20 protein-coding genes, 1 tRNA gene and 1 pseudogene are annotated in these 24065 nt (G+C 69.5%); 3 read left to right on the top strand and 19 right to left on the bottom strand.

The features are described from left to right. Position 1 precedes the first annotated feature (1 nt). The 13 genes from H4F70_RS09385 to rho all read right to left on the bottom strand — a co-directional run bounded on the left by H4F70_RS09385 (position 2) and on the right by rho (position 12673). On the bottom strand, positions 2-979 hold the full coding sequence (locus H4F70_RS09385) for a F0F1 ATP synthase subunit gamma (RefSeq protein ID WP_182359941.1): 978 nt from the start codon (positions 977-979) through the stop codon (positions 2-4). 49 nt (positions 980-1028) lie between these two features. Beyond that, positions 1029-2672, bottom strand: coding sequence for a F0F1 ATP synthase subunit alpha (atpA, locus tag H4F70_RS09380; RefSeq protein ID WP_182348097.1), 1644 nt, complete (start codon positions 2670-2672; stop codon positions 1029-1031). Between the two features lie 79 nt (positions 2673-2751). After that, entirely contained in the window at positions 2752-3567 is an 816-nt protein-coding gene (locus tag H4F70_RS09375) for a F0F1 ATP synthase subunit delta (protein WP_182360299.1), read from the bottom strand. A 5-nt stretch (positions 3568-3572) separates the two neighbouring features. Beyond that, a complete protein-coding gene (locus H4F70_RS09370) occupies positions 3573-4139 on the bottom strand; it encodes a F0F1 ATP synthase subunit B (protein WP_182360298.1) in 567 nt (188 codons plus the stop codon). A gap of 6 nt (positions 4140-4145) precedes the next feature. Continuing rightward, positions 4146-4397 (bottom strand): ATP synthase F0 subunit C, encoded by a 252-nt coding sequence (locus H4F70_RS09365; RefSeq protein WP_276520827.1) that lies wholly within the window; start codon positions 4395-4397, stop codon positions 4146-4148. A gap of 100 nt (positions 4398-4497) precedes the next feature. Further along, entirely contained in the window at positions 4498-5292 is a 795-nt protein-coding gene (gene atpB, locus H4F70_RS09360; RefSeq protein WP_182359940.1) for a F0F1 ATP synthase subunit A, read from the bottom strand. Positions 5293-5579: 287 nt separating this feature from the next. Continuing rightward, the gene (locus tag H4F70_RS09355) at positions 5580-6101 is read right to left on the bottom strand and encodes a Cg1360 family ATP-synthase-associated protein (RefSeq protein ID WP_182359939.1); all 522 of its coding nucleotides are present in this window, start codon (positions 6099-6101) and stop codon (positions 5580-5582) included. Between the two features lie 58 nt (positions 6102-6159). Beyond that, a complete protein-coding gene (locus H4F70_RS09350; protein WP_182359938.1) occupies positions 6160-7332 on the bottom strand; it encodes a glycosyltransferase family 4 protein in 1173 nt (390 codons plus the stop codon). Between the two features lie 46 nt (positions 7333-7378). Beyond that, positions 7379-8032: an L-threonylcarbamoyladenylate synthase gene (locus H4F70_RS09345; RefSeq protein ID WP_182348102.1), complete on the bottom strand. Its 654-nt coding sequence runs from the start codon at positions 8030-8032 to the stop codon at positions 7379-7381. A gap of 58 nt (positions 8033-8090) precedes the next feature. Further along, positions 8091-9038, bottom strand: a complete 948-nt coding sequence (gene prmC / locus H4F70_RS09340; protein WP_182359937.1) for a peptide chain release factor N(5)-glutamine methyltransferase — start codon at positions 9036-9038, stop codon at positions 8091-8093. A 25-nt stretch (positions 9039-9063) separates the two neighbouring features. Next, positions 9064-10143 (bottom strand): peptide chain release factor 1, encoded by a 1080-nt coding sequence (gene prfA, locus H4F70_RS09335; protein WP_182359936.1) that lies wholly within the window; start codon positions 10141-10143, stop codon positions 9064-9066. Positions 10144-10263: 120 nt separating this feature from the next. Next, complete coding sequence (gene rpmE / locus H4F70_RS09330) at positions 10264-10491, bottom strand: 50S ribosomal protein L31 (RefSeq protein ID WP_143907827.1); 228 nt, start codon at positions 10489-10491, stop codon at positions 10264-10266. Between the two features lie 130 nt (positions 10492-10621). Further along, positions 10622-12673, bottom strand: coding sequence for a transcription termination factor Rho (gene rho, locus H4F70_RS09325; RefSeq protein WP_372497580.1), 2052 nt, complete (start codon positions 12671-12673; stop codon positions 10622-10624). Between the two features lie 733 nt (positions 12674-13406). Here rho and H4F70_RS09320 point away from each other — a divergent pair. After that, complete coding sequence (locus H4F70_RS09320) at positions 13407-15029, top strand: long-chain fatty acid--CoA ligase (RefSeq protein WP_182359934.1); 1623 nt, start codon at positions 13407-13409, stop codon at positions 15027-15029. 72 nt (positions 15030-15101) lie between these two features. On the opposite strand, the gene thrB is transcribed toward H4F70_RS09320, so the two are convergent. From thrB to argS, 5 genes are read right to left on the bottom strand one after another with little or no spacing between them, the layout of a single operon-like run. Next, on the bottom strand, positions 15102-16025 hold the full coding sequence (gene thrB / locus H4F70_RS09315) for a homoserine kinase (RefSeq protein WP_182359933.1): 924 nt from the start codon (positions 16023-16025) through the stop codon (positions 15102-15104). Between the two features lie 35 nt (positions 16026-16060). Beyond that, positions 16061-17143, bottom strand: a complete 1083-nt coding sequence (thrC, locus tag H4F70_RS09310) for a threonine synthase (protein ID WP_182359932.1) — start codon at positions 17141-17143, stop codon at positions 16061-16063. Beyond that, positions 17140-18453: a homoserine dehydrogenase gene (locus tag H4F70_RS09305; RefSeq protein WP_182348109.1), complete on the bottom strand. Its 1314-nt coding sequence runs from the start codon at positions 18451-18453 to the stop codon at positions 17140-17142. Before H4F70_RS09305 ends, thrC begins: the two co-directional genes overlap by 4 nt. 3 nt (positions 18454-18456) lie before the next feature. After that, positions 18457-19872, bottom strand: a complete 1416-nt coding sequence (gene lysA / locus H4F70_RS09300) for a diaminopimelate decarboxylase (protein WP_182359931.1) — start codon at positions 19870-19872, stop codon at positions 18457-18459. Next, the gene (argS, locus tag H4F70_RS09295; RefSeq protein WP_182359930.1) at positions 19869-21521 is read right to left on the bottom strand and encodes an arginine--tRNA ligase; all 1653 of its coding nucleotides are present in this window, start codon (positions 21519-21521) and stop codon (positions 19869-19871) included. Before argS ends, lysA begins: the two co-directional genes overlap by 4 nt. A gap of 184 nt (positions 21522-21705) precedes the next feature. Between argS and H4F70_RS09290 the strand changes: the two genes are divergently transcribed. Further along, positions 21706-21777 (top strand) — tRNA-Arg (locus H4F70_RS09290). An 11-nt stretch (positions 21778-21788) separates the two neighbouring features. Further along, positions 21789-22529 (top strand): annotated as a pseudogene (locus H4F70_RS21145) (phosphatase PAP2 family protein); the annotation flags it as partial. 246 nt (positions 22530-22775) lie between these two features. Here the strand turns inward: H4F70_RS21145 and H4F70_RS09280 are convergent. Continuing rightward, a complete protein-coding gene (locus H4F70_RS09280; RefSeq protein WP_235681439.1) occupies positions 22776-23864 on the bottom strand; it encodes an MBL fold metallo-hydrolase in 1089 nt (362 codons plus the stop codon). Positions 23865-24065: the final 201 nt, after the last annotated feature.

Genomic DNA, 24065 nt, shown 5'->3' with positions numbered 1-24065 from the left:
GTTAGTCACTTCCTGCGCTCGCGGCCAGCGCATTGGCGCCACCGACGATCTCGCTGATTTCCTGGGTGATCTGGGCCTGACGTGCCTGGTTCGCCTCCCGCGAGAGGACATTGACCAGATCGTTTGCGTTGTCGGTCGCCGCCTTCATCGCGGTGCGGCGCGCCGCCGACTCCGACGCCGCGGCATCGAGCAGAGCGGCGTAGATCCGGGTGTTCACGTACTTCGGCAGCAGCGCCGACAGCAGGGCATCCGCCTCCGGCTCGAAGTCGTAGTCCGCACCGGGCTCGTCCGAACTCTGCTGCCTGTCGCTGAGCATGTCGTCACCGAGCTCGACGATCTCCTCGTGCACCTGGACCTCCAACGGCGCCACCCGGCGCACCTGCGGGGTCTGGGTGAGCATCGAGACGAATTGCGTGTACACGATGTGCAGTTCGTCGACACCCTCGATGGTGCCCTCGCCGCCGGGCGCGTCGACCTGCTCGCCCGAGCCCGCCATGAACAACTCCACGAGGTGCCGTCCGGCGGAGGCGGTGTCGGCGTACTTGGGCTGCTGCGAGAAGCCGGCCCACGAACCGGCCAACTCGCGCCCACGGAACGTGTAGTAGCCGATGCCCTTGCTGCCCATCACGTAGACGACGACATCCTTGCCCTCGCCGCGCAGCAGCTGAGTCAGCTCCTCCGCCTCTTTGATGACGTTGGAGTTGTAGCCGCCGCACATGCCGCTGTCGCTGGTGACGACGAGGATCGCAGCACGCTTCGGCTCGCTGCGCTCCGTCAGCAGGGGGTGGTCGAGAGCCGCGGATGCGCTGGCGAGCTGCGAGAGCACCTTGGTGATCTCCACCGAGTACGGCTTCGATGCGGCCACGCGGGCCTGCGCCTTCGTGATGCGCGAGGTGGCGATGAGCTCCTGGGCTTTGGTGATCTTCTTGGTCGAGTTGACCGATTTGATCCGCGAACGGAGCTCGCGCAGGGTTGCCATCAGCCGGTCACACTCCCCTCACTGATAGTCGGAACACTCAACACGATGTTCACCGGGTGACCGTCTTGCGGTTGACCGTGACGGTCTCCTGATCGACTGCCTCGGGGGCGAGTGCGTCGGCTTCCGCCTCGTTGACGACCCGGCTGCCGTCCGAGGCGAGGAAGCCCTGCTTGAAGCGGTCGGTGGCCGCCACGAACTCCGCGGCCGCGTCGTCACCCAGGACGGTGCCGCCCGCGATGCTGCCGAACGCGCCGCCCGCATTGCGGTGCAGATCGTCGAGAAGTTCGGCGACGAACCGGCGGATGTCCTCCACGGGCACCGAGTCGAACTTGCCTTCACTCGCGAGGAAAATCGTCACGATCTGGTCCTCGACGGTGACCGGACGGTACTGGTCCTGCTTCAGCAGCTCGACGAGGCGGGCGCCGCGGTCGAGCTGCGCCTTCGACGCCGCATCGAGGTCCGAGGCGAACGCCGAGAAGGCCTCCAGCTCGCGGTACTGCGCCAGGTCCAGACGCAGCGAGCCCGACACCTTCTTCATGCCCTTGGTCTGCGCGGCGCCGCCCACACGGGACACCGAAATGCCGACGTCGATGGCCGGCCGCACGCCGCGGTTGAACAGGTCCGAATCCAGGAAGACCTGACCGTCGGTGATCGAGATCACGTTGGTGGGCACGTATGCGGAGACGTCGCCGGCCTTGGTCTCGATGATCGGCAGGCCGGTCATCGAGCCGCCGCCCAGCTCGTCGTTGAGCTTCGCGCAGCGCTCCAGCAGCCGCGAGTGCAAGTAGAACACGTCACCCGGGTATGCCTCGCGGCCCGGCGGGCGGCGCAGCAGCAACGAGATGGCGCGGTAGGCCTCGGCCTGCTTCGTCAGGTCGTCGAACACGATGAGCACGTGCTTGCCGCCGTACATCCAGTGCTGGCCGATGGCCGAGCCGGTGTACGGTGCGAGCCACTTGAAACCGGCGGAGTCGGAAGCGGGCGCGGCCACGATGGTGGTGTACTCCATCGCGCCGTTCTCCTCGAGAGCCGATTTGACGCCGGCGATCGTCGAGCCCTTCTGGCCGATGGCGACATAGATGCAGCGAACCTGCTTGGCCGGGTCCCCCGAATCCCAGTTGGCCTTCTGGTTCAGGATCGAGTCGATGCAGACCGCCGTCTTGCCCGTCTTGCGGTCACCGATGACGAGCTGACGCTGCCCGCGTCCGATCGGCGTCATCGCGTCGACGGCCATCATTCCCGTCTGCAACGGCTCTTCCACCGGCTGGCGCTCGAGCACGGAGGCCGCCTGCAGCTCCAGCGCACGCTCTCCCTCGGAGGCGATGTCGCCGAGCCCGTCGATGGGCTGGCCGAGCGGGTTCACCACGCGGCCCAGGTAGCCGTCGCCGACCGGCACGGAAAGCACCTCGCCGGTGCGCCGGACTTCCTGGCCCTCCGCGATACCGTCGAACTCGCCCAGGATGACGGCGCCGACCTCGCGCGCCTCCAGGTTGAGGGCCACGCCCTGCACGCCGCCGGGGAACTCCAGCAGCTCGTTCGACATCGCCGACGGCAGGCCGCTGATGTGCGCAATGCCGTCGCTGGTGTCCGTGACCACGCCGACCTCCTCGCGGGAGGCCTCCGGGGAGTAGCTCGCGGTGTAATTCTCGATCGCGCTACGGATCTCGTCGGAGGAGATCGTCAGCTCCGCCATGTTCTTCCTGCTCTCGGGTATCGATTGTGGGTTTTCACTGTGCCGATGCTCGTGTGACCCGCTCGGGCCGCCGCCGCGCTCAGCCGATGGACTTGCGGACGGCCGCCAGCCTGCCCGCGCCGCTGCCATCGATGACCTCGTCACCGACGCGGACGACCACGCCCGACAGCAGAGCGGGCTCTACCTCCACGTGGACCGTGACGCGCCGGTTGTACAAGCGCGACAGGGAGTCCACCAGCTTCTGCTGCTGCAACTCCGTCATGGGGGTGGCGCTGCGGACATGCGCGACCGCCTGGTCGCGGCGTTCCGCCGCCATGTTCGACAGGGTGTCGAACAGCGCCGCCGGCGGGCCGCTCAGTCGGCCGACGCCCTGCGTCGCCAGCGCCTCGGTCACCGGCGTGACCTTGCCGTAGAGCAGGCGGGAGATCAGCTGCCGTTTGCGTTCGGGGTCCGCTGTGCGGTCCGTCAACGCGATCTCCAGTTCCGGGTTGCCCGCGACGATCCGCCCGAGCCGGAAGAGCTCGTCCTCGACCAGTGCAAGCCGGCCCTGCTGATCCGCTGAGACCAGGTACGCCTCGCGCCCGAGCAGCTCGACCGAGTCGACCAGGTCGCGGGCGGACGACCACTGCTGGCCGACGGCGCTGCGCAGCACCTTCTGCGCGCCCTCGCCGATCTTCTCGCTGAACACGGTGTCGGCGAGACGTTCGCGGGCGGACTGCTCCGCGGACGGATCGGACAGCAGACCGCGCAGGCTCCGCTCGGAGGTCAGCACGTCGACCACCACGAACAGGTCGCCGCCGATCGTCCCGGCCCCCGTCCCGTCCGTCGTAGCGGACAGCTCGGCCTGCAGCGATGCCCGTGCGGCTCCCAGGGCCTCACGGCTTGCCGCGTACATCTCCGTCACCGGCCCACCTTGTCCGCGGCCCCCGCATCGACGGAATCCAGCTCGCTGAGGAACCGGTCGATGGTGCTGGCACGCTTGACGTCGTCGGACAGCGATTCACCGATGATCTTCTCGGAAAGATCCACGGCGGTGCGTCCGAGATCCCCACGCAGCTCGGCGACGATCTGCTGACGCTGCGCGGCGAGCTGGCTGCTGCCGGCGGCGACGATACGGTCGCTCTCCTCCTGGGCCTTGGTCTTCATCTCCGCGATGATCTGCTTGCCCTGATCCTGCGCGTCCTCACGGATGCGGGCCGCCTCGACGCGCGCCTCGGAGAGCTGGGCGGTGTACTGCTCCAGCGCTGACTGCGCCTTGGCCTGCGCTTCCTCGGCGCGGGCGATGCCGCCCTCGATCTTCTCGGAACGCTCGTCCATCACCTTGCGGTAGGCGGGAAGCGCGAACTTCCAGAAGAAAAAGCCGATGATGATGAGAACCACGATCGACCAGACGATGTCGTACGCCGTCGGGAAGATCGGGTTGTGGTCCGATTCCTCGGCCGCAAGAACGGCCAGATGGGTGCTCAGCATGATCTAGAAGATGAAGCCGGTGACGATGCCGATGAGCGCCAGCGCCTCGGTGAAGGCGATGCCGAGGAACATCGTGGTGCGGATCTGGCCGGACATCTCCGGCTGCCGGGCCATGCCTTCGATGGCCTTGCCGACGACGATGCCGATGCCGACGCCCGGGCCGATGGCCGCCAGGCCGTAGCCGACTGCGCCGAGGCCCTTGAACTTCATTTCATCAGCCGCCAGGAACTCGACAGCCTGCTGCGCAACGCTCATTGTCAATCCATTCCTTTTTCGTGTGGCTCAGCGCCGGTGTGTGGTCGCCGAGTCGGTCTGTGGGTTGTCGGTCGGTCCGGAAGTTCGGTGATGTCCCCGGTCAATGCTCTTCGGCATGCAGGGCGAGGTCGATGTACACGGCCGTCAGCAGCACGAAGATGTACGCCTGCAGGACGATCACCAGCAGTTCGAAGCCCGTGAACGCGAAGCCCACCAGCAGCGATGCGATGCCGAACGGGCGCATCCAGCCCATGGCCTCGCCGAAGAAGAAGAACTGGGTCGCGCCGAAGAACAGCACGAGCAGGATGTGCCCGGAGAGCATGTTGGCCATGAGACGGATCGTCAGCGTGAACGGCCGGAGGATGAAGGTCGAGACGAACTCGATCGGCACGAGGAGGATCAGCAGAGGCCACGGCACATTGGGGATGACGACCGTCGACTTGAAGAACCGGAAGAACCCGTACTTCTTGATGCCGGCGTAGTTGAACGCGATGTAGGCGACCACGGCCAGGACGAGCGGTGGTCCGATCAGACCGTTCGAGGAGATGTTGAGGAACGGTATGATCGACGAGAGGTTCAGCGCCAGGACCATGAAGAAGATGGTCATCAGCAGCGGCATGAACCGCTTGGCCTGTTCCTTGCCGAGGATCTCCTCGCCCACGTAGATCCGGACGAAGTCCATCAGGTACTCGACGACGTTCTGCAATCCGCGCGGGACGATGCGGGCGCGCCGCAATCCCAGATAGAAGAACAGGAGCAGCGCGGCCGTCATGATCAGCCGCACCATGATCAGCCTGTCGATCTCGAACGGGGTGTCACCGAACAACAGTGGCCCGGGGAAGAACTCTTCCTGCAGCTCCGGCGGATGGAATTCTCCGTAGTCAAAGAAGCTCATTGCGCTCGCGGTCTCTCCCGTTCTCGGTCCGTCGATGAAGCCACAGTGTGAATCTGATCCGAATATTGATCTGACGCTGGTCTATCGGCCGCCGACCGGCACTCCGCCCGGCCTGCCGCAGCCCGCACTGACGCGTGGTCTCGGTGCGTGACCACGGACACCTTTCGGGGCCGCTTCGCAGGCCTGCCGGGCTGCAGCCTATCAATCCCGGCCGCCGCATGCCCGCGGGGGTCGCCCTCCGTGAATATACTACATGCCGTAGTACGGCGGGCAATCCGCCCACGCGTTCAGCGCTTCGCGGGTCCCCCGCTCCCCTCCTCCTCGGTGCCGTCCCCGTCCCGGGCCGCCGTGGCGGAGGCACCCTCGTCCGCGTCGCCGACGGACGGCTCCGGCGTCACGTACGTCGCGTTGGTGCGCGCGATGGCAGTCGACTCCGCGGCGAGCATCACCACGAGGACGGCGATGATCGTGACCACCAGCGCCGGCTTGTCGTAGAAGTCCATGCGCCGGACGACGACCATCACGGCGATGGCGATGATGATCTTGAGCAGCCAGCTGCCCAGCAGGATGGCGCCCGTCGTCGTCGGGGCCACGTTCCTGGTGGCATACATGATGATGATGGTCGCGAGGATGAAGGCCCCGCCCACGGCGGCCCCGACGAGCGCTCCCCATACGCCCGGCACGCCCGCGACCAGTCCCCACACCACGAGGCTGACGACGGTGACCGCCGCCAGGCCGACCGCACCGTAGCGGATCGCCGCCAGCAACGGTGCGAATTGATTGGAGTCTTGCGCGCCTGGGTGGTTCACAGGCAGTGAGCATAGCCTGAGCGCGCCACCGCGTCGTCGCCGGTGTGCGGCCGATGCGTCACGACCGCAACCGCGGAACCACGGTCGCCGCGATCGCCACCAGGAACAGCCCGGCGGCGATGGGGATCACCACGGCGATCCCCAGCAACGCCGGCCCCACCGCCAGGAACGCCAGCGACACGGTCCACAGGTAGAGCAGGAGCACCACCCGGCGGTGTGAATGCCCGATCTGCAGCAGCCGGTGGTGCAGGTGCATCTTGTCCGGGCTGAAGGGGCTGCGCCCCGCCCGGGTACGACGGACCACCGCCAGCAGTAGGTCGAGGAACGGGATGAACATGATCGCCCCCACCACGAGCACGGGCGAAAGCAGGGCGAGCAGGTCTTTGGTCCCATATGCGGCCAGACCGATGCGCCCGGACGCGCTCGTCGACGCGGCGGCCAGCATGAGGCCGATGAGCATCGAACCGGAGTCGCCCATGAAGATCCGCGCGCGATGGAAATTGTGCGGCAGGAACCCCAGGCACGCCCCGCCCAGCGCGGCTGCGATCATCGCGGGCGGATACGCGCTGACGTCTCCGCCCTGGTCGCGCAGGAGGCTCACAGAGAACAGGCACACCGCGGCAGCGGCGATCAGGCCCACGCCCGCGGCAAGACCGTCGAGCCCGTCGATGAAGTTGACCGCGTTGATCATGACCACCGTGACGAGGACGGTGAGCGTGCCGGCCTGGAGCTGGTCGAGGACCACCGTCACTCCCCCGCCCCACGGGAGGAACAGCAGAAACCAGGTCAGGCCGAAAACGACCATGACTCCCGCGGCCGTGACCTGCCCGACGAATTTGGTGAGCGCGTCGAGCCCCCAGGTGTCGTCGATGGCGCCGACGATGACGATGACCGCCCCCGCGACCATGACGGCGACGACATCGGTGCCGAACTCGAACCCCCGGGTGAGTGCGGGCAGCTGACTGGCCAGCCCGAACGAGATGACTATGCCGAGATACATGCCGACGCCGCCGAGCCGCGGGACGGGCGTCGCGTGCACGTCGCGTTGCCGCGGGATCGCCATCGCGCCGAACCGGATCGCGAGCACTCGGACCACGCCTGTCACCAGGAACGTGATCACCGCACTCGCCAATACCAGCAGGCCCAGCTCGCGCACCGGCACGCCCAAACCGCCGGCGGCCTGAGCGACCACGCTCACGGCCGTGCCCGGCGACCCCGGCACAGCGGACATCGCTGCGCCGTCGACGATTGCCCCGCTGATGGCGTCCGCCCCGCCCTCAGGACCGCAGGTCCTCGACGGAGACGCCGACGACGTCCGCCACCGATTGCGCGGTCACCGCCCCCTCACGCAGGATGCGCGGTGCGGTGCCGCTGACGTCGACGATCGTCGACGGCACGCCGTGCTCGCAACGGCCCCCGTCGAGGAAGACCTCCACAGCGGAGCCGAGCTGCGCCTTGGCGTCGGCCATCGTCGTGCTCGGCGGACGCCCCGAGATATTGGCGCTGGACACGGCCATCGGGCCCACCGTGCGCAGCAGTTCGACGGCCACGGGGTGCAGCGGCATGCGCAGCATCACGGTGCCATGCGCGTCGCCCAGGTCCCAGCCGAGCGACGGGGCCTGCCGCACCACCAGGCTCAGACCGCCCGGCCAGAACGCCCGGATCAGGCTCCGCGCCTGGTCGGAGACGCTGTAGACGAGACCGTCGATGGTCGACCACGAGCCCACCAGCACAGGCACGGGCATGTCGCGCCCGCGGCCCTTCGCTCGCAGGAGAGCCGACACCGCATCGCCGTCGAAAGCGTCGCACCCGAGTCCGTACACGGTGTCCGTCGGCATCACCACCAGCCGCCCGGAGCGCAATGCCGATGCGGCGGCATCGATCCCGGCCGCCCGCGAGGCTGGATCCGCACAGTCGAAAACAGTGTTCACATCCTCATCCAATCATCTGTCCGAATCACGGTGGTGCGCGCTCCGCCCGGCGCCGGGTTCACCGCCACCACTGCGCCTCGGCTGCGGTCGCCGCACGCCTCGCCACCACGAACCGCGGCCTGCCGACGAGGTCCGCCTCCTGTGAGACGTCGTCGAAGACCCTCCGAGCACGGAACAGCCCGGCCGTCGCGTCGCCGTTGGTCGCGTCGTGTTCGACGCCCACGATGCCGTCGATCCGCAGCCACCTGGCGATATTGGCGACCATCGGCCGGATCACGTCCAGGCCGTCCGGGCCGGCGAATACGGCCCGGACGGGATCATGATCCCGCACCTCCACCTCGACCGGCGTCGACTCCGGCACGTAGGGCGGATTCGCCACGATCACGTCGACGCCCCCCTCGAGCCGCGCGAGCAGGTCCCGGTCGGTGACATCGCCCTGGTGCAGGTGGATGGGCGTGTCGCCCGCCCGGGCGCGCGCGTCGGCATTCCGGCGGGCCCACGCGAGCGCGGCGGTGTCGAGTTCCACGGCGTGCACCTCGGCGTCGGGCCTTTCATGCGCGATCGCCAGGGCCAGCGCACCCGATCCGGTGCACAGATCGAGCACGACGGGGCCGGCGCGCTCCGGACCCGGCCGCCGCGCGGAATCGGTGCTGCATTCACGGGCCTCGTCCCACCGGCGCAGGCCCGCGACCGCCCAGGCGAACAGCAGCTCGGTCTCGAACCGGGGGGTGAAGACACCGGGCCCCACGGCGACGTCGATCGGGCCGAGGGGGGCGCTGCCCAGAATGTGCTGCAGCGGCACCCGTGTCGCTCGCAGAGCGACCAGCTCGCGGTAGCGGACGAGCACGTCCTCGTCGACCAGCGGCACAAGACCGAGCCGTGACCGTTCGACCCTCGCGACATGGGCCGCGAGGATCTCCGCGTCGATCCGGGGATCCGGGACGCCGGCGGACGCCAGTTCCGCTGCGGCGTCGATGATCGCGAGCCGGAGCGGCCGGCGGGTCATCGCCGCACCGCCGTCGCGGGCCTCGTCATTCCGCCTGCACCCGTGCGTCGCGGTCGGCCTGTTCCAGCGCATCGAGCAACGGCCCGAGCTCGCCGTCCAGTACGGCGTCGAGGTTGTGGGCCTTGAACCCGATGCGGTGGTCGGCGATCCGGTTCTCCGGGAAGTTGTATGTGCGGATGCGCTCGGAACGGTCGACAGTGCGGATCTGGCTGTGCCGATCCTCCGCCGCCTCCGCCTCGGCGGCCTCCTCCGCCGCCGCCTTGAGCCGCGCCGCGAGCACCTGCAGGGCACGGGCCTTGTTCTGCAGCTGCGAACGCTCGTTCTGACAGGTGACCACGATGCCGGTGGGCAAATGCGTGATGCGCACCGCCGAGTCGGTGGTGTTCACCCCCTGGCCGCCCTTGCCGGAGGATCGGTAGACGTCGACGCGGATGTCCGCATCATCGATCGCGATGTCCTCGACCTCCTCCGGTTCCGGGTACACCAGCACGCCGGCGGCGGATGTGTGCACCCGGCCCTGCGACTCCGTCACCGGCACCCGTTGCACCCGGTGGACCCCGCCCTCGAATTTCAGCCTCGCCCACACGCCGTCGGGGCCGTCGCCACGCGACTTGATCGACAACGTCGCCTCCTTGTACCCGCCCAGATCGGATACGGACGCGCCGAGGATCTCGACCTTCCAGCCGCAGTGCTCGGCATAGCGCAGGTACATCCGCGCCAGGTCGGACGCGAACAGTGCGGACTCCTCGCCGCCCTCCCCGCTCTTGACCTCGAGCACGACATCGTCGCCGTCGTGGGGGTCGCGGGGGGCGAGAAGGTCCGTCAACTGGGCGTCGAGCTCGTCCACACGCGCCTCCAGCGCCTGGGCTTCCTGCGCGAACGCCGCGTCCTCCGCCGCCAGTTCACGCGCGGCCTCGAGATCCGCGCGGGCCGCCGCCAACCGGTCGTGAACCGCGATCACCGGCGAGAGTTGCGCGAAGCGCTTCCCCACGCGGCGGGCCGCCGCCGGATCGTCATGCAGCGCCGGATCGGACATCTGCTGTTGCAGACCCGCATGCTCGGCAAGGATGTCGTCGATCGCCGACGGCTGCCGCGTCCCGCTCATCTCACTCCTCGATTGAAGGGTCTGCCGTGCGGACGGACCCGACGGTCCGTCACCGGCCGGTGCCGGAACGACGCCGGCGCCCGGCCTGCGTTGGCTGCAGGACGGGCGCCGGCGGCACGGCTACTTCGCGGAAGAGCCCTTGGTGCGCTTGCCGTAGCGCGCCTCGAAGCGGGCCACACGGCCGCCGGTGTCGAGGATCTTCTGCTTTCCGGTGTAGAACGGGTGGCACTTGGAGCAGACCTCGACGTTGATACGCCCGTCTTCCTTCGTGCTCATGGTCTCGAACGTGTTCCCGCAGCCGCACACGACGGTGGTCGCGACGTACTCGGGGTGGATGCCAGTCTTCATGGGGTCCTCTCGTAGTGGTCCCGGGTCGCCGCCGGCAGTCAGGCCGACGACGTGAACCGGTACCGGACACAACCGTACAAGTATGTCAGAGCGCGTTTTGTTCCCGGAACCCGCATCGGGTACCGGACGCTCACTCGGGGGCGGCCCCGAGTGCCGTCTTGGAGACCTGCATGAGGAACTCGTAGTTCGTCCTGGTCTTCTTCAGCTGCTCCATCAGGACGTCGATGGCCTGCTGCGCATCGAGCCCGGACATCACCCGGCGCAGCTTATGCACCACGGCGGCCTCCTCCGGCGCCAGCAGCAGGTCGTCCCTGCGGGTGCCCGAGGGGTTGATGTCGACGGCCGGGAACACGCGGCGCTCCGCGATCTTCCGGTCCAGCTTGAGTTCCGCGTTGCCGGTGCCCTTGAACTCCTCGAAGATGACCGTGTCGCCCTGCGAACCGGTCTCGACCATCGCCGTGGCGATGATCGTCAGAGAGCCCCCGTGCTCGATGTTGCGCGCCGCGCCCAGGAACCGTTTGGGCGGGTACAGCGCGGTCGAATCGACGCCGCCGGAAAGGATGCGGCCCGACGCCGGGGACGAGTTGTTGTAGGCACGACCGAGCCTCGTGATCGAATCCAGCAGCACCACGACGTCCTTGCCCGACTCGACCAACCGCTTGGCCCGTTCGATGGCGAGCTCCGCCACCGAGGTGTGGTCCGACGGCGGACGGTCGAAGGTCGAGGCGATGACCTCGCCGCGCACCGACCGTTGCATGTCGGTCACTTCTTCCGGCCGCTCGTCGACGAGCACCACCATCAGGTAGCACTCGGGATTGTTCGTGGCGATCGCATTGGCGATGCTTTGCAGAACGGTCGTCTTGCCCGCCTTGGGCGGACTGACGATGAGCGCCCGCTGCCCCTTGCCGATGGGCATGATCAGGTCGATGACCCTTGTGGTCAGCTGGTTCGGCTCGGTTTCGAGACGCAACCGCTGGTTGGGGTAGAGCGGCGTCAGTTTGGAGAACTCCGAGCGCGCCTTGGCAGTGTCCACGTCGGCACCGTTGACGGTGTCCAACCGCACCAGAGGATTGAACTTCTGACGCTGATTCTGGTGGTCGTTGTCCCGCGGCACCCGGACGGCCCCGGTGATCGCGTCGCCGCGGCGCAGCCCGTTCTTGCGGACCATGTTCATCGACACGTACACGTCGTTGGACCCCGGAAGGTAGCCGGAGGTGCGCACGAACGCGTAGTTGTCGAGTACGTCGATGATCCCGGCCACGGGCTGCAGTACATCGTCGTCACGCACCTCGACGTCGCCGCCACGGTCGCCACGGTCGCGGCCACGCCTGCGCTCACGGAATCGGCGTCCGCGCCGGCCACCCCCGTCTCCGTCGCCCTGACCGCGGCCACGGCCACCCTGGTTTCCGGAGTTTCCGCCCTGGCCTCCGGAGTTGCCGCCCTGGCCATCGGTACTTTTCTCGCCGCCGTGATCGGACGACTTGGCGTGAGCGTTCTTGTCACCACCGCGGTTGTCGTTGCCACCGCGGTTGTCGTTGCCACCGCGGTTGTCCCGGCTTCCGCGCCGCGACTGCCCGCCACGATCCCTGCGGTTGCCGTCTTCGTCGCCGCGACCGTTCCCGTCGCCGCCGCGCGCGCGGGCCGCCTTGCCGCCACCGGCGGCATCGGGCCGGTCGCCCTGACGCTGATCGGCCTGTTGCTGATCGGCCTGACGCTGATCGCCCTGACGCTGATCGGCACCGCCGGCGCGCCGGTCCCCGTGCGCCTCGCGTGACGCCGGCGATACGTCCGCCGGCGCTGCCTCCCGCTTCTGCCGGGCGCCATCGCCCGCCGTTCCGCCTTCTGCGGCATCCGCGGGAGCGGGCGCCTTCCGGGCGGGCGCGCTCGGCTCAGGTGACACCGCGACGGAGGCGTCCTTGGCCGGCGCCTCCGCCGCCGCGGGCGCCTTCCGCCGGGCGGCCGGCGCGGCACTCTTCGCGCCCCCGCCACCGGACTGGTGCTCTTGGATCGCCGCGAGCAGCTGCCCCTTGCGCATGCCCGACGTGCCCTTGATCCCGAGCTGCACGGCCAGCGCCTTCAGCTCGGGAAGAAGCATGGACGACACCGCGGACTTGTCGCCGCCGCGCGCGCGGCCACCGCCTTGCGCGGCGGCTGCGGTGTTGATGAGTTCCGTATCGGTCACGGAGGTCCTTTCTTTACCCGGGCGCGGATCGCTCCCGGGCCTGGCCGTAGATCGCATTGCGCGATGTTCACGGGCTGGCACCCATCGGCGGGTGGAATCCGCCTGCGCCGATGGTGATGAGTCTTCGGTCGCCGCACGTCAGCCAGGCGCCACCGATCCGGCGCATACGCCCGGACCTGCAGCGCCGCCCCCGCGCCGGGCCGCGCGGTGCGCCCCTGACGCTCCGTCAAACAGCACGACGCCGAACAGCTCCCTGCACGGCGTTCGTTGCGCGCCGAGCACTGGCCGTCTGCATGCACGATGCAGTGGTGCACGGGAGACGCCAATCGGCTGACCTGGTCCGCCACCGGGGTTCCGCCGCCGAGCAAGCCCTGGAGGAATCAGGAGCATGCCCTCAAAGAAGAACCGGCCGGACAGTGCCGCCCCTCGGCCGACCGCTCGGAAGGAAGATCATCGTCCAGGCGAGACGGAGCATCGGAACGACATCCGGATCAGCAGCCCACTGGGCGTCGACCCGTTCTGCATGAACCCCGCGACACAGCGTTGGGGAGCATGCGAATCAGCACATTTCGTGCGGACAGCGTCCAGGATAGCCCGGCCGGATCACCCCTGCAACAACACCCCCGGCGCGTCGCGTTCCCGTTCCGACTCTCCCGCAGCCGCCCGACGGACGATATGGTCGTGGTCACAACCGACGTCCCGCGGGGGCGATCCACCATAGGCAGGAGATCCGATGCTCAGCACGATGCAGGAGGCCCCGCTTTCGATCGCGCAACTGTTGCGCTACGGAAGCACCGTCCACAGCGAGGCCCAGGTGATCACCTGGACGGACGAGGGGCCCCGCAGCGCGAGTTACGCCGAAGTGGGCCGGCGCTGCGCCCGCCTGGCGCACGCCCTCCGCGGCCTGGGCGTCACCGGCGACCAGCGGGTCGGCACCTTCATGTGGAACAACCAGGAACACCTCGAGGCCTACCTGGGCATTCCCGCGATGGGCGCCGTACTGCACACCCTGAACATCCGCTTGTTCCCGGACCAACTGGTGCACGTGGTGAACCACGCCGAGGACCACGTCATCCTGGTCGATCCCACCCTCGTCCCACTGCTGGCACCGCGCATTCCGGAGTTCACGACCGTGCGCCACATCGTCGTGAGCGGGTCGCACGTGCCGGAGTTCGACCTCCCCGACGGAATGACGGTGCACAGCTGGGAGCAGCTCATCGCCGCGGAGGCGGACGAGTTCGACTGGCCCGAGCTCGACGAGCGCACCGCGGCGGCCATGTGCTACACGTCCGGGACCACGGGGGACCCCAAGGGCGTCGCGTATTCGCACAGGTCCATCTGGCTCCACTCGATGTCGGTCTGCATGACGGACGGCATGGGCCTCAAGCAGGGCGACCTCGCGCTCGCGATCGTGCCGCAGTTCCATGCCATGTCGTGGGGCATGCCGTACGCGGCGTTCATGATCGGCGCGTCGCTGCTCATGCCGGACCGTTTCCTCCAGCCGGCCCCCCTGGCGCGGATGATCGCCGAGGCCCGCCCCAACTTCGCGGCGGCCGTGCCGGCGATCTGGCAGGGGCTCCTGCACCACCTGGAGGACCACGACGACGACGTCTCCTCGATGGAGTGGGTCGTCGTCGGAGGCTCGGCAGTGCCACCGTCGTTGATGCACGCGTTCGAAGAGCAGTACGGCATCCGGGTGCTCCACGCGTGGGGCATGACCGAGACGTCCCCACTCGGCTCCGTGGCCAACCCCCCGGCCGGCGCGGAGGGCGACGAGGCCTGGCGCTACCGGTACACGCAGGGCCGGTTCCCCGCCGCCGTCGAGGCGCGTCTGGTCGACGACGACGGCGCCGTCGTCCCCAAGGACGGCGAGTCGGTGGGCGAGCTCGAGGTGCGGGGGCCGTGGATCGCGGGCGCCTACTACGGCGTCGATTCCGCGGACAAGTTCGACGACGGATGGTTGAAGACGGGCGACGTCGGGCGGATCACCCCCGATGGGTACCTGACACTCACCGACAGGTCCAAGGACATCATCAAGTCCGGCGGCGAGTGGATCTCCTCCGTCGACCTGGAGAACCTCGTCATGGGGCATCCCGATGTCCTCGAGGCCGCCGTGATCGGCGTCCCCGACGAGAAGTGGGACGAGCGCCCGCTCGTCGCGGTCGTGCTCCGCGAGGGTTCGGACACCACTCCGCAGGTGCTGCGGGACTTCATGGCGGGCAGCATCGCGAAGTGGCAGCTGCCGGAGAACTGGGCGCGGATCACCGAGGTGCCCAAGACCTCGGTGGGCAAGTTCGACAAGAAGCGACTGCGTTCGAGCTATCAGGCCGGCGATCTCGAGGTGGAACGCATCTGACGCGGCGCGGCCGAACCGCTGCGGCCCCGCACTCCCCCACGGGGTGCGGGGCCGCAGCGGCATCCGGCGCCGTCAGAGGCGGCCGGCCCCCCGTGCGACGCCGACGGACCGCATCGTCATTCCGAGAGCCCGCGCAGTCTCCTGCTCGGCCGCACCCGGATCCGCAGTGCTCAGCGCCAGCACCGTGGGGCCGGCCCCGGAGATCGCCGCGGCGATCCCGCGTTCACGCAGGGCCGACACCAGCCGCGCCGATTCGGGCATCGCCTTGGCCCGGTACGGCTGGTGCAGGAGATCCTCCGTGCCCTCCAACAGCAGGTCCGGACGCTGCGTCAGCGCCACCACCATGAGCGCGGACCGCCCCGCGTTGAAGGCCGCAGCCGTGTGCGGCACTTGTTCCGGAAGCAGGCCCCGCGCCGCGGACGTCGACGACCGCGCCGTGGGTACGAACACGTGCGCGCGGATATCGGGGTGCACCGCCAGCGGCGCGGTCGAATACCGGCGGTCCGGGCCGCAATGGTCCGACCACGACACCGTGGCGCCGCCGAATATGCATGCCGCAGCGTTGTCCGGATGCCCCTCGAAATCGGACGCCAATTGCAGAAGCTGATCGTCCGTCAGCCGGTGCTCCGGAAATGATTCCGTGACGAGTTCGTTGGCGGCCACGAGCCCGCCGACGACCGCGGCGGCCGACGAACCCAGGCCCCGTGAATGGGGGATCGCGTTGCGGCACGCCACGCGGAGTCCGGTCGCCCAGACGCCGGCCGCGTCGAGCCCGCGCTCGACCGCCCGCACGACAAGATGCGAGGAGCTCAGCGACACCTCGCCCGCCCCCTCGCCCGCAACGTCCACATCGAGACCGGAGCCGGTGGTGGAGACGTCGATGAGGTCGTGGATGCCCAGCGCGAGTCCCAGCGAATCGAACCCCGGTCCGAGGTTGGCGCTGGACGCGGGCACCTGCACCCGTGCCCGCACCCCCTCCGGGAGAACCTCGGTCATCGCACGTCCCTCGATCGTCTGCGCGGTCCGCACCATCAGGCCAGGTCCAGCGCGGCGGCCACCGCGACGGGATCGACGCCGATCGGCTTGACCTCGGGCATGCCCAGCAGGGCAGTGTCGGGATCCTTGAGCCCGTTGCCGGTCACCGTGCACACCAGGGTCTGCCCGGGTTCGAGCCAACCGTCCTCCGCGGCCGCCAGCACTCCGGCGACGCTCGCCGCGGACGCGGGCTCGACGAACACGCCCTCGCGGCCCGCGATGAAGCGGTACGCGGCCAGGATCTCCTCGTCGGTGGCCGCACGGAACTGCCCGCCGGACTCTTCCTTGGCCGACACCGCGCCGTTCCATGAGGCCGGTGCACCGATACGGATGGCGGTGGCGATGGTCTCCGGGTTCTTCACCGGCGCACCCGACACCAGCGGCGCGGCACCGGCGGCCTGCACTCCCAGCATCCGCGGGCGCTTTCCCGTGACGCCGTCGGCATGGTATTCGCTGTAGCCGCGCCAGTACGCGGTGATGTTGCCGGCATTGCCCACCGGCAGCGCGTGGATGTCCGGCGCGTCGCCCAGCACGTCGCAGATCTCGAAGGCGGCGGTCTTCTGCCCTTCGATGCGCACCGGGTTCACCGAGTTGACCAGACCGATGCTCGGGAACTCGGTGGTGGTCTTGCGTGCCAGTTCGAGGCAGTCGTCGAAGTTTCCGTCCACCTGGATGATCTTGGCGCCGTGCATGACCGCCTGCGCAAGCTTGCCCATCGCGATCTTCCCGGACGGCACCAGCACCGCGCAGGTCATCCCCGCGCGGGTGGCGTATGCGGCGGCCGACGCCGAGGTGTTGCCGGTGGACGCGCACAGCACCGCACGCTGTCCCCGGGCGCGCGCGTCGGTGACGGCCATCGTCATCCCACGGTCCTTGAACGACCCGGTGGGATTGAGCCCCTCGACCTTGAGGTACGCGCGGCATCCGGTGGCCTCCGACAGGTGCGGTGCGGGCACGAGCGGCGTTCCGCCCTCGAACAGGGTGACCGGGTCCCATTCCTCCCCGATGGCCAGACGGTCCCGGTAGGCCGCGATCAGACCCGGCCAGGCGCGGTGTACGGGGGTGTGCTGGGTGCTCATTCTCCGGTGCCTTCCATTCTCAGCACGCTCGTGACAGCGTTGACATACTCCAGGTTCTCCAGCGCGGCCACGGTGTCACGCAGCGCGGACTCGAGAGCCATGTGGGTGACGACCACGAGCGACGCACCCACCTCGGTGTCCTCCTGCCGCACCACCGAGATGCTCACATCGTGCTTGGAGAACTCCGCCGCCACCGCGGAGAGCACGCCGACCCGGTCGGTGACCTCCATGAACACGTGGTAGCGGGTGGGCGTATCCCCCATCGGGCCGATCCGGAGCCCGGCGTACGTGGACTCGTCCGGGCCCTTGCCGCCGTGCACCTTGTTGCGCGCGGCGCTGACGAGATCGCCCAGCACCGAGGAGGCGGTGGGCCCGCCGCCGGCCCCTTGCCCGTAGAACATGAGCCTGCCGGCCGCTTCCGCCTCGACGACGACGGCGTTGAACGCCCCGTCCACGTTGGCCAGCGGGTGCGTCAACGGCACGAGTGCGGGATACACCCGGGCGGACACCCAGTCCTCGCCGTCCGCGACGTCGGGGCGCCCGGGGACCCGTTCGCACATGGCGAGCAGCTTCACGGTGCATCCCACCGCACGGGCGGAGGCCAGGTCAGCGGCGGTGATGGCGGAGATCCCCTCGCGGTACACGTCGGCCGCGGTGACCCGGGTGTGGAAGGCGAGGGACGCCAGGATCGCCGCCTTGGCGGCCGCGTCGTAGCCCTCCACGTCGGCCGTGGGGTCGGCCTCCGCGTATCCCAGGCGGCTCGCGTCCGCCAGCGAATCGGAGTAGTCGGCGCCCGTGGCGTCCATCGCCGACAGGATGTAGTTGGTCGTGCCGTTGACGATGCCGACGACACGGTCGACGCGGTCCCCGGCGAGCGACTGCATCAACGGCCGCACGACCGGGATCGCGCCGGCGACGGCCGCCTCGAAGTACAGGTCGACGTCCGCGTCCTTGGCCGCCGACGCGAGTTCGCCCGTGTAGTCGGCCAGCAGCGCCTTGTTCGCGGTGACCACCGATTTTCCGGACTGCAACGCGGTGAGGATGAGGGTGCGCACCGGTTCGATGCCGCCGATCACCTCGACGACGATGTCGACGTCGTCGCGTTCGACAAGCGCCTGCGCGTCGGTGGTGAGCAGGTCCTCCGGCACGCCGCGGCCGGACCCGATGCTGCGCACGGCGATGCCGCGCAGCACCAGAGGCGCGCCGACCCGCGCCTCGAAGTCCGCCGACGCGGAGCGCAGGATGCGCACGACCTCGCCGCCGACATTGCCGAGACCGAGTACCGCCACGCCGATTTCCCGGTGGGCCATCAGTTACACCTCCAAGCTGAGCAGGTCGTCCACGGTTTCCCGGCGCAGGATCAGCCGCGCCGCACCACCGCGTACAGCCACCACCGCGGGGCGGGTGATCAAGTTGTACCGGCTGGACATCGAATAACAGTAAGCGCCCGTCGCCGCGACGCCGAGCAGGTCGCCGGGTGCGAGGTCGTCCGGCAGCCACGCGTTGCGCACCACGATGTCCCCGGACTCGCAGTGCTTGCCCACGACGCGGGAGACGGCGGGCTCGGCCGTCGAAGCACGCGAGACGAGGCGCACGTCGTACTCGGCGTCGTACAGGGCGGTGCGGATGTTGTCGCTCATGCCGCCGTCGACGCTGATGTAACGGCGTTGCGCACCGGATCCAACCGTGACCGGTTTGACCGTGCCGACCTCGTACAGCGTAACCGTACCCGGCCCCGCGATCGCCCGGCCCGGCTCGACGGTGAGACGGGGGGCGGGGACGCCCGCCGCTACGGCCTCCGACGCGACGATCCCCGTCAGCTTGGCGGCGAGCTCGGCCACCGGCGGCGGATCCTCGGCAGGCGTGTACGCGATGCCCAGGCCTCCGCCCAGGTCGACGGTGTCGAGCCCGCGGGTGCGCTCCACACCGAACTCCTCGACGATCCTGCCGAGCAGCCCGATCACCCGGTGCGCGGCGAGTTCGAAACCGTCGATCTCGAAGATCTGCGAACCGATGTGGCTGTGCAGCCCCACCAGGCGGAGGTTTCCCGACGCGAACACCGCGCGCACGGCGGCCATCACGTCCCCCGAGGACAGCGAGAAACCGAACTTCTGATCCTCGTGGGCGGTGGCGATGAACTCGTGGGTATGCGCCTCCACGCCCACGGTCACGCGCACCAGGACGTCCTGCACCACGCCCGCCTGCGCCGCCACGTCGTCGAGCCGTGCGATCTCCTGCATCGAATCGACGACGACATGCCCCACGCCGGCCTCGACCGCCGCCGTGAGCTCCTGCACGGACTTGTTGTTGCCGTGCATGGCGATGCGGCCCGCCGGAAAACCGCCGTGCAGGGCCACGGCCAGCTCGCCGCCGGAAGCGACGTCCAGCGACAGGCCCTCATCGGCCACCCATCGCGCGATCTCCGCAGACAGAAACGCCTTCGACGCGTAGTGCACGTTCGCAGCGCCGCCGAACGCAGCGGCCATCTCCCGGCAGCGGCCCCGGAAGTCGTCCTCGTCGACGACGAACAGCGGGGTGCCGAACTCGGCCGCGAGCCCCGTCACCGGGGCCCCCGCCAGCCGGACCTCGCCGTCCTCGCCACGCGCGCAGCCGCGCGGCCACACCTTCTCCGGAATCCGCCCGGTCTCCTCCGGGCTCGCGGGGCGTTCGGGCAACCCGTCCGCATGCGCTGGTTCCACGTGTCCCTCTCCGGCCGGGTGCGCGTTCACATCTTCTCCGGGGCCGTCACGCCGAGCAGTCCGAGCCCGTTGGCCACCACCTGCCGGGCCGCGTCGCACAGCGCCAGCCGGGCCGCGTGCACGTCCGTGGCCTCCTCGTCTCCGCGCGGCAGAACCCGGCACGAGTCGTAGAAGCGGTGATACGTGCCGGCCAGCTCCTCGAGGTAGCGCGCCACACGGTGGGGCTCACGCAGCTCCGCCGCGGTGGCGACGACGCGCGGGAACTCGCCGATCGTGCGGATGAGGTCACCCTCGCGGGGATGGTCGAGCAGGCCCGGCCGCGCACTGTCGGCGGTGACGCCGAGGTCGGCCGCATTGCGCGCCAACGAACACAGGCGCGCGTGCGCATACTGCACGTAGTAGACCGGATTCTCGCTGCTGCTGCTCGCCCACAGTTCCAGGTCGATGTCGATGGACTGGTCGACGGACGAGCGGATGAGCGCATAGCGGGCCGCGTCGACGCCGATGGCATCGACGAGGTCGTCGAGCGTGATCACCGTGCCCGCACGCTTGCTCATCTTCACCGCGGCGCCGTCACGGACGAGGTTGACCATCTGGCCGATCAGCACCTCCACCGTGGCCGGGTCATCGCCGAACGCCGCGGCCACCGCCTTGAGCCGGCCGACGTATCCGTGATGGTCGGCACCGAGCATGTAGATGCACAGGTCGAACCCGCGGGCCCGCTTGTCCTGCAAGTACGCGATGTCACCGGCGATGTAGGCCGCATGACCGTCGCTTTTGATGACGACGCGGTCCTTGTCGTCCCCGTAGTCGCTGCTGCGCAGCCACCACGCGCCGTCCGCCTCGTAGAGGTTCCCGGACTCCTTGAGCTCTTCGACCGAGCGGTCCACGGCGCCCGAATCGAACAGCGAGTTCTCATGGAAGTAGACGTCGAACTCCGTGCCGAACTCCGACAGGGTGCGCTTGATATGCGCGAACATCAGCTCGACGCCGACAGCGCGGAACACCTCGGCCCGTTCGGCCTCCGGCAACGACAGCGCGTCGGGGCGGCGCTCGAGCACGTCGCCGGCGATCTGGGAGATGTACTGCCCCGCGTAGCCGTTCTCGGGCGTCGGCGCGCCGGTGGCCGCCGCGACGAGCGAATCGGTGAACCGGTCGATCTGCGCACCGTGATCGTTGAAGTAGTACTCGCGGGTGACCTCGGCCCCCTGGGCTGTGAGGACGCGCCCGAGGGCGTCGCCCACCGCGGCCCATCGGGTGCCGCCGAGGTGGATCGGACCGGTGGGGTTGGCCGAGACGAACTCCAGATTGATCCGGCTGCCCGCCAGCGCGCGGCCCGTACCGTAGCCGGCCTGCTGCTCGAGCACTCTCTCCACGATCGCGCCCTGCGCGGCTGCCCCCAACCGGATGTTGATGAACCCGGGGCCGGCGATCTCGGCCGCTGCAATCCCGTCCGCGGCGGCGAGTTCCGCGACGATCGACTCGGCCAGCGCACGCGGCGGGCGGCCGACCTTCTTGGCGATCTGCATGGCGATGTTGCTGGCGTAGTCGCCGTGTTCCGGATTGCGGGGACGCTCCACCGACAGGGTCGCAGGGACGAAGGACACGTCCAGGCCGGCGGCGGCGAGGACCTTCAGCGTGGTGGCGCGGACGAGTTCTGCGAGATCGGCGGGAGTCACAGACGCCCATCCTATTGCCTGGCCGCCGCGGCGCCGCATCCGCCACCGCTCCGCATCGCAGTGCCTCCCGCGCCGGGCGCGGCCGGGCCGCAGGGCGCCCCGTCGGCCCGCCGGTTTTCGGATCCGGCAGGCAATGCGCTAGTGTCGTTTCTGCCGAACGGCACGCCTGACTTTTCGCGGGCGCGCCCCCGTAGCTCAGGGGATAGAGCACCGCCCTCCGGAGGCGGGTGCGCAGGTTCGAATCCTGCCGGGGGCACTCTGACGGTCGTGCGCACCACAGCGTGCACAAGGCCTGCCACCGCGATCGGCCGGAGGGACAGACCACGTCCCCCGGCCTTTTTTCGACTCTTGCCCCGGTGCGCGGTGCGCCCCCGGGCTCCGCCGCCGACGCCGACGCGCGGGAACGTGCAGAATCGTCGTGTGCCAGTAGATACCCGCAGCATCTGCTCCCTGCCGAAGATCCGCGCGTGGCCGGCGGTCTCCCTGGCCCTGCTCGCCGCCTCGCTCGTTCTCGGGGTGGTCGTCACGGCGGCCGACGCGCTCTCCGCACGCGACGACGCCGTCTCGGCCGGGTTGCATGCGCTGGACTCGGGGTGGGTCCACGCTGCGGTGTCGATCGTCACCGTCGGATTCTCGTCCGTGACGGGCCTGGCGGTGCTCTGCGTCTGGGCCGCCGCACTCGTCCTGCGAGGCCGACGGCTCGCGGCGCTGGCCACCGTCCTCACCGTCGGCGTCGGGTGGGCGTGCGTGATGGTGCTCAAGTACGTGTTCGACCGCCCGCGTCCGCCGTTCGACGCGGCCGACGGCCCCTCGTACCCCAGCGGCCACACCGCGCTCGCCGTGTCCCTTGTCTTCGCCGCGTTCTTCCTGGCCCGGCGCACCGATCGGCGCGACACCATCGCCACCGCGGGCGTGCTGCTGGTGCTGCTGGTGATGTTCGCCCGCGTCATCGCGGGCGCCCACTACCTCACCGACACGGTCGGCGCGGTGTTCGCCGCGTCGGCGGCGATCGTGGCGTTCTGCGGAATCTGGAACGCCGCGATCCCCCTCGTACTCCGCCGGCACCCGGCGCTCGCGGGGCCCGGCGAGGCCGTCGCGCCACGCCCACCGCGCCCCATCCCGCCCGTACCGGACGAAACCGCAGCCGCGGGCCGCCGCCCCCGAAGGTCCTCGGAGGTGCGATGCCCGCGGTCGACGAGGACGCCGCCGCGGCGGCTCCCGCCCGGGACCGCCGAGCGGTCTAGGCGACGCGGTCTACCCGCGGCCGGCGTTGCCGAACCGGGCCGGGTCGGATTCCGGCAGCCGCACGACGCGGCCCTTGCCGACCAGGTACCTCAGGTGCGCTGCGGCCTCGGACAGCGCCATCTGCTTGCCCATCACGGGAAGTTCATCCCAGGGCCGGTACCACTGCATCCGCGCGGCGATCTGCCACAACGTCAGCGCACCGTCCTCGAGGTCGCGGCACAGGTCGTCCAGCCGTTCCTCGTGATGTGCGAGGAGCTGCGCGGAACGGCCGGCCAGGTCGGCGATCGGCGTCCCGTGCGCACCGTACGCGCGGGTGATCCCCATCGCGGCGATCCTGCGCTGCGATCGCATGAACTCGTCCAGCGCGTCGCGCTCCTCGAGCGGGAAGACGAAGTTGCCCACGTGCGGCGTCGTCTTCTGCAGGACGTGGTCGCCGGTGAACACCATGCCGGCGGAGTCGAGGGCGAAGCACACGTGCCCGGGAGTGTGGCCGGGGGTCCACACGGTGCGCAGCGACCTGCCCACCAGCGGGATCTTCTCGTCGTCCGCCAGCAATCGGTCCGGCCGGGACGCGCGCGTGGTGGGCGGCGCGGTCTCGGATCCCTCCCGGAACGCATCGAGATCCGCCTCCGATGCGCCCGCCGCGCGCAGGTTGGCCGTCTGCTCGTCCAGCCAGGCCGCGTCGCGGCTGCCGGTCATCAGATCGAATGTGTGGAAGTCGCTGTCGTGCATCGCGATCCACGCACCCGAGGCCTCTCGCACCCGTCCGCACAGGCCCGTGTGATCCGGGTGGAAGTGGGTGAGTACGACCCCTTCGATGTCGGACATGGCGTAGCCGGTCGCTTCGACGGCCGAGGTGAGCCCCGCCCACGACTGGTCGCCGTCCCAGCCGGCGTCGACCAGGATCAGTCCGCCGGGCGACTCCATCGCATAGACCAGCGTGTCCTTGAGCGGATTGGGGAACGGGACAGCGAGCTGCCACACTCCGTCGCCCAGGTCCACCGCACCGGCGCCCGCACGCCCGGTCTCCGGACCGCCGTTCTCGCGCACAGGGTTCCCGCCTGCGCTTGTATCCTGCCCTGCCTGCATCAATGCCACCTCGCGTCCTCGTCGTCCCGTTCCGGGCCTCGTCGAAGGGCCTCACGCTGCCGGGTTCCCGAAGCCGAGTGCCGGGATCCGGGCGCTTCGCCCGCATCCGCTCCTGCCATTGTGACCATAGCCGCACGCCGAACCGGCAGGCAGGGTCCCGCATACTGGAACGGCCGTCCCGACACGCGCACAGCACCCCGGAGCTCCCTG

The sequence above is a fragment of the Tomitella gaofuii genome, from assembly GCF_014126825.1.
Lineage (GTDB): Bacteria > Actinomycetota > Actinomycetes > Mycobacteriales > Mycobacteriaceae > Tomitella > Tomitella gaofuii.
The sequence above is the reverse complement of the archived record's forward strand: the minus strand, read 5'-3'. Positions and strand labels throughout refer to the sequence as shown.